This is a genomic window from Xylophilus sp. ASV27 (assembly GCF_016428875.1).
Taxonomy (GTDB): Bacteria; Pseudomonadota; Gammaproteobacteria; order Burkholderiales; family Burkholderiaceae_C; genus Xylophilus.
In genome coordinates this window covers 1-5,571 of record NZ_JAELTO010000172.1, presented here as the reverse complement: position 1 = coordinate 5,571, position 5,571 = coordinate 1, and the positions used below count along the sequence as shown (strand labels likewise).

Below are 5,571 nucleotides of genomic sequence, written 5' to 3'. Positions count from 1 at the left end.
GCGGCTGATGGTGGTCGTGATGGCGTGGTTGATCACGCGCTCGGTGTCCATCTTGCGCTGGCGGCGGAAGGTCTCGCGCACGCGGTCGAAGATGACCACCGACTCGTTCACCGAGTAGCCCAGCACCGCGAGCACCGCCGCGAGCACCGCCAGCGAGAATTCCCACTGGAAGAAGGCGAAGAAGCCCAGGATGATGACCACGTCGTGCAGGTTGGCCAGCACGGTGGCGACGGCGAACTTCCACTCGAAGCGGAAGGCCAGGTAGACCACGATGCCGATCACCACCATGGCCAGCGCCTTCAGGCCGTCGGTGGCGAGTTCCTGGCCGACCTGCGGGCCGACGAATTCGACCCGGCGCAGCGTGGCCTCGTTGCCGGCGGTGGCGGTCTTGAGCGCGGCGAGCACCGTGTCGCTCTGCTGCGCGGAGGACACGCCCTTGCGCGCCGGCAGCCGGATGATGACGTCGCGCGCGGTGCCGAAGTTCTGCACCTGCACGTCTTCGTAGCCGAGCCCGGCGACGGCCTTGCGCACGCTCTCCAGGTCGGCCGGCTGGGTGTAGGCCACCTCCATCACCGTGCCGCCGGTGAATTCCACCGACAGGTGCAGCCCGCGGTGGAACAGGAAGAACACGGCGGCCGCGAAGGTCAGGAAGGAGATCGCGTTGAGCCACAGCGCGTGGCGCATGAACGGGATGTCGCGGCGGATGCGGAAGAATTCCATGTGCGTTTTCCTTACTTAGCCGCCACCGCGGTGGAATCGGCGCCGGGGCGCCACACGGTGCCGATGGCGACCGACTTGAGCTTCTTCTTGCGGCCATACCAGAGGTTGACCAGGCCACGCGAGAAGAACACGGCCGAGAACATCGAGGTCAGGATGCCCAGGCAGTGCACCACGGCAAAGCCGCGCACCGGGCCCGAGCCGAAGGCCAGCAGCGCCAGGCCGGCGATCAGGGTGGTGACGTTGGAGTCCAGGATGGTGCCCCAGGCGCGCTCGTAGCCGGCGTGGATCGCCGCCTGCGGCGACACGCCGTTGCGCAGCTCCTCGCGTATGCGCTCGTTGATCAGCACGTTGGAGTCGATCGCCACGCCCAGCGCCAGCGCCATGGCGGCGATGCCGGGCAGCGTCAGCGTGGCCTGCAGCATGGACAGCAGCGCCACCAGCAGCAGCACGTTGACCAGCAGCGCGACGCTGGAGATGACGCCGAACAGCGCGTAGTACACGCACATGAAGACGCAGATCGCCACCATGCCCCAGGTCACGCTGTGGAAGCCGCGGGCGATGTTGTCGGCGCCCAGGCTCGGGCCGATGGTGCGCTCCTCGATGATCTCCATGGGCGCGGCGAGCGAGCCGGCGCGCAGCAGCAGCGCGGTGTCGTTGGCCTCGACCGAGGTCATGCGGCCGGAGATCTGCACCCGGCCGCCGGAGATTTCCGAGCGGATCACCGGGGCGGTGACGACCTCGCCCTTGCCCTTCTCGAACAGCACGATGGCCATGCGCTTGCCCACGTTCTCGCGCGTGATGTCGCGGAAGATGCGCGAACCCTTGGCGTCGAGCGTGAGGTTGACGGTGGGCTCCTGCGTCTGGCTGTCGAAGCCGGGCTGGGCGTCGGTCAGGTTCTCGCCGGTCAGCACCACCTGTTTCTTCACCACCAGCGGGGAGCCGCTGCGCTCCAGGTACCTCTCGGAGCCGAAGGGCACCGGGCCGGCGTTGCGCTCGGCCGCGCGCGCGTCCGAGCTTTCGTCGACCATGCGCACCTCCAGCGTGGCGGTGCGGCCCAGGATGTCCTTGGCCTTGGCCGTGTCCTGCACGCCGGGCAGCTGCACCACGATGCGGTCCAGGCCCTGCTGCTGGATCACCGGCTCGGACACGCCCAGTTCGTTGATCCGGTTGTGCAGCGTGGTGATGTTCTGCTTGAGCGCCTGGTCCTGCACCTTGCGCACCGCATCGGGCTTGATCGAGGCGGACAGGCGCGTGTCGGCGCCCTCGCCGGCCTCGGTCACGGCCAGGTCGGGGAACTGGTCGGCGATCAGCCTCTTGACGGCGGCGGCGCTCTCGGCGTCGCGCACGCGCACCAGCACGGTCTGGCCGCTGCGCTCGATGCCGCCGTAGCGGATGCTCTTGTCGCGCAGCAGCACGCGCAGGTCGCCGGCATAGGACTCGGCCTTCTTGTCGAGCGCGGCCTGCATGTCCACCTGCAGCATGAAGTGCACGCCGCCGCGCAGGTCCAGCCCCAGGAACATGGGCGCCGCGCCGAGCTTGGCGAGCCAGGCCGGGGTGCGCGACTGCAGGTTCAGCGCGACGATGTAGGACGGGTCGGCGGCGTCAGGCACCAGGGCGCGCTGCAGCGCGTCGCGCGCGCGCAGCTGGTCGTCCAGGCTGTCGAAGCGGGCGCGCACCGAGCCGCCGTCCAGGCCGATCAGATCGGGCGCGAGGTTGGCGGCCTTGAGCGTGTCCTGCACGCGTTCGAGCGTGGCCGCGTCCACCTTGATGATGGACTTGGCGGAGGACACCTGCACCGCAGGCGCCTCGCCGAAGAAGTTGGGCAGGGTGTAGAGGGCCCCTATGAGCAGCACGATCACCAGGATCGTGTACTTCCAGACCGGGTAACGGTTCATGATCGCGCTTCTCTGTAAGGCGGGCGGTTCCGCCTCGGATTCGACTCGGTTCCGGCAGGCGCGGCACGGGCGGCCGCGCGGGAACGCTTACTTGACGGTGCCCTTGGGCAGTACTTGGGCGATGGCGCTGCGCTGCAGCTGCACCTCGACGTTGGGAGCGATCTCGACGCCGATCGTTCCCTCGCCCAGGCGGGTGACCTTGCCGACGATGCCGCCGGAGGTGGCGATCTCGTCGCCCTTGGCGATGGCGTCGATCATGGCGCGGTGCTCCTTCTGGCGCTTCATCTGGGGGCGGATCATGATGAAGTACAGCACCACGAACATCAGCACCAGCGGCAGCATGCCGGTGAGCGAGGACATGAGGCCGCCGCCGCCGGCTGTGGCAGCGGGCGCGGTCTGGGCGAATGCGGAAGAAATGAACAAGGCGGGGCTCCACGACGCATGCGTCGAACGGGAAGAAAAAAGGCGGCCGACCGGGCCAGCCAAGGCGTCCGGGTCGCGGACAACAGGCAATTGTATGCGGCGCCCCCGCGCAAAACGGCCAGGGTATCCCGCAGCCGCGCGGGTCTTTGGCGGCCGATTTGCTATCTTATTAATAGCTAACAGCCCAGAATTTACCTGGGCTTGAGGCCTATTTCATGCCGAATCGCAGGTTCAGGCCGCGGCGCGCTCCCCGCCGGGGTGCTGCCAGCGCTGCAGCAGCGCCGCCCACTGCTGGCGGGCGGCCGCCAGGTTGCGCTCCTTGACGTGGCCGTAGCCCTTGATCTGCTCGGGAATGCGGGCGATCTCCAGCGCCAGCGCATGGTTCTCCGCGCTGAGGCCGGCGAGCAGTTGCTCGACGCTGGCGCGGTATTCGCCGATCAAGGCGCGCTCGGTGCGGCGCTCCTCGGTGCGGCCGAAGGGGTCGAGCGCCGTGCCGCGCAGGCCCTTGAGCCGGGCCAGCACGCGCAAGGCGGTGAGCATCCAGGGGCCGAAGCGCTGCTTCTGCAGCTCGCCCTTGTCGTTCTTCCTGGCGAGGGCCGGGGGCGCGAGGTGGTAGTGCAGCTTGAAGTCGCCCTCGAACATGCCGTTGACGCGTTCGAGGAAGCTCCTGTCGGTGTGCAGCCGCGCCACCTCGTACTCGTCCTTGTAGGCCATGAGCTTGAACAGGTAGCGCGCGACCGTCTCCGACAGCGTGGTCTTGCCCAGCGGCGCTTCGGCCTGCTTGACGCGCTCGATGAAGCCGCGGTACTGCTCGGCATAGGCCTGGTTCTGGTAGGCGGCCAGGAACTGCGCCCGCCGCGCGACCAGGCCTTCGAGGGTTTCGCGCGGCTTGAAGCTGATGACCTGCGCCGCGGCGAACAGTTTCTGCACCGCCGGCCAGTCGTGCGCGGCATGGCGGCCCCAGGCGAAGGCGGTCTTGTTCTGCTCGACGGCGACGCCGTTGAGCTCGATGGCGCGCAGCAGCGAGTCCAGCGCCAGCGGCACCCAGCCGCGCTGCCAGGCGTAGCCCAGGATCATCGGGTTGGCGTACAGGCTGTCGCCCATCAGGCGCGTGGCGGCGGCGTCGGCGTCGAACACGCCCAGGCCGCCTGCTCCGACGGCGCGCGCGATCTCCGCGATGCAGGCCTCGGCCGGGTTCTGCCAGTTGCCGTTGCGCACGAAGGCGGCGGTCGGCGCGCTGTGGCTGTTGAGGGCGACGTGGGTGCGGCCCTCGCGCATGCGCAGCGTGGTCTCCTTGTTCACGGCCACCAGCGGGTCGCAGGCCAGGATCAGGTCGGCCGCGGCCATGCCCACGCGGGTGGTGCGGATGTCGTCCTGGCGCTCGGCGATCAGCACGTGGCTCCAGGTGGCGCCGCCCTTCTGCGCCAGCCCGGCCGCGTCCTGGGTGACGATGCCCTTGCCCTCCAGGTGCGCGGCCATGCCCAGCAGCTGGCCGATGGTGATGACGCCGGTGCCGCCCACGCCCGCGACGACGATGCCCCAGACGCCCGCGGCCGAGGGCAGCGCCGGCTCGGGCAGCGCGCCCAGCGCGGCGGGCGAGGGCGCGCTTTCCTTCTTCGGCTTGCGCAGGCCGCCGCCCTCGACCGTGACGAAGCTCGGGCAGAAGCCCTTGAGGCAGCTCATGTCCTTGTTGCAGGTGCTCTGGTTGATGCTGCGCTTGCGGCCGAACTCGGTCTCCAGCGGCTCGACCGACAGGCAGTTGCTCTGCACGCTGCAGTCGCCGCAGCCCTCGCAGACCAGCTCGTTGATGACCACGCGCCGGGCCGGGTCGACCGCGGTGCCGCGCTTGCGGCGGCGGCGCTTCTCGGTGGCGCAGGTCTGGTCGTAGATGATGGCCGTGGTGCCGGGGATCGAGCGGAACTCGCGCTGGATGCGGTCGAGCTCGTCGCGGTGGTGCACCGTCACGCCCTCGGCCAGCGGCGCGCCGCGGTACTTCTCGGGCTCGTCGGTGACGATGACCAGCCGGGCCGCGCCCTCGGACAGCACGCTGCGCATGATCTGCAGTACCGAATGGCCCTCGGGCCGCTCGCCGACCTGCTGGCCGCCGGTCATGGCCACCGCGTCGTTGTAGAGGATCTTGTAGGTGATGTTCACGCCCGCGGCGATCGACTGGCGGATCGCCAGCAGCCCGCTGTGGAAGTAGGTGCCGTCGCCCAGGTTGGCGAACAGGTGCTGGTCGGTGGTGAAGGGCTGCTGGCCGACCCAGGGCACGCCCTCGCCGCCCATCTGCGTGAAGCCGATGGTGCTGCGGTCCATCCAGGTCGCCATGTAGTGGCAGCCGATGCCGCCCATGGCGCGCGAGCCCTCGGGCACCACGGTGCTGGTGTTGTGCGGGCACCCCGAGCAGTACCAGGGCTGCCGCTCGGCGCCCGGCACGCCGCCGGCGTCGAGCACCTGCATGGCGCGTTCCTTGGCGTCGAGCAGCGCGAGCTGCGCCTCGACCCGCGCCACCATGTCGGCGCCGGCGGCCTGC

General features: G+C 69.6%; 4 protein-coding genes. All 4 read right to left on the bottom strand.

The features are described from left to right. A partial coding sequence (gene secF / locus JHD63_RS21560; protein WP_198972850.1) for a protein translocase subunit SecF occupies window positions 1-720 on the bottom strand: 720 nt, incomplete at its 3' end. An 11-nt stretch (window positions 721-731) separates the two neighbouring features. Further along, complete coding sequence (gene secD, locus JHD63_RS21555; RefSeq protein WP_198972849.1) at window positions 732-2,615, bottom strand: protein translocase subunit SecD; 1,884 nt, start codon at window positions 2,613-2,615, stop codon at window positions 732-734. 87 nt (window positions 2,616-2,702) lie between these two features. Then, complete coding sequence (yajC, locus tag JHD63_RS21550) at window positions 2,703-3,038, bottom strand: preprotein translocase subunit YajC (RefSeq protein ID WP_198972848.1); 336 nt, start codon at window positions 3,036-3,038, stop codon at window positions 2,703-2,705. 231 nt (window positions 3,039-3,269) lie between these two features. Then, window positions 3,270-5,571: indolepyruvate ferredoxin oxidoreductase family protein (locus JHD63_RS21545; RefSeq protein WP_198972847.1), on the bottom strand; the 2,302-nt coding region annotated here is incomplete at its 5' end.

Bases quoted from the DNA above. Each gene is read 5' to 3' on its own strand.
- secD (WP_198972849.1), bottom strand. From the start codon at position 2,615: ATGAACCGTTACCCGGTCTGGAAGTACACGATCCTGGTGATCGTGCTG.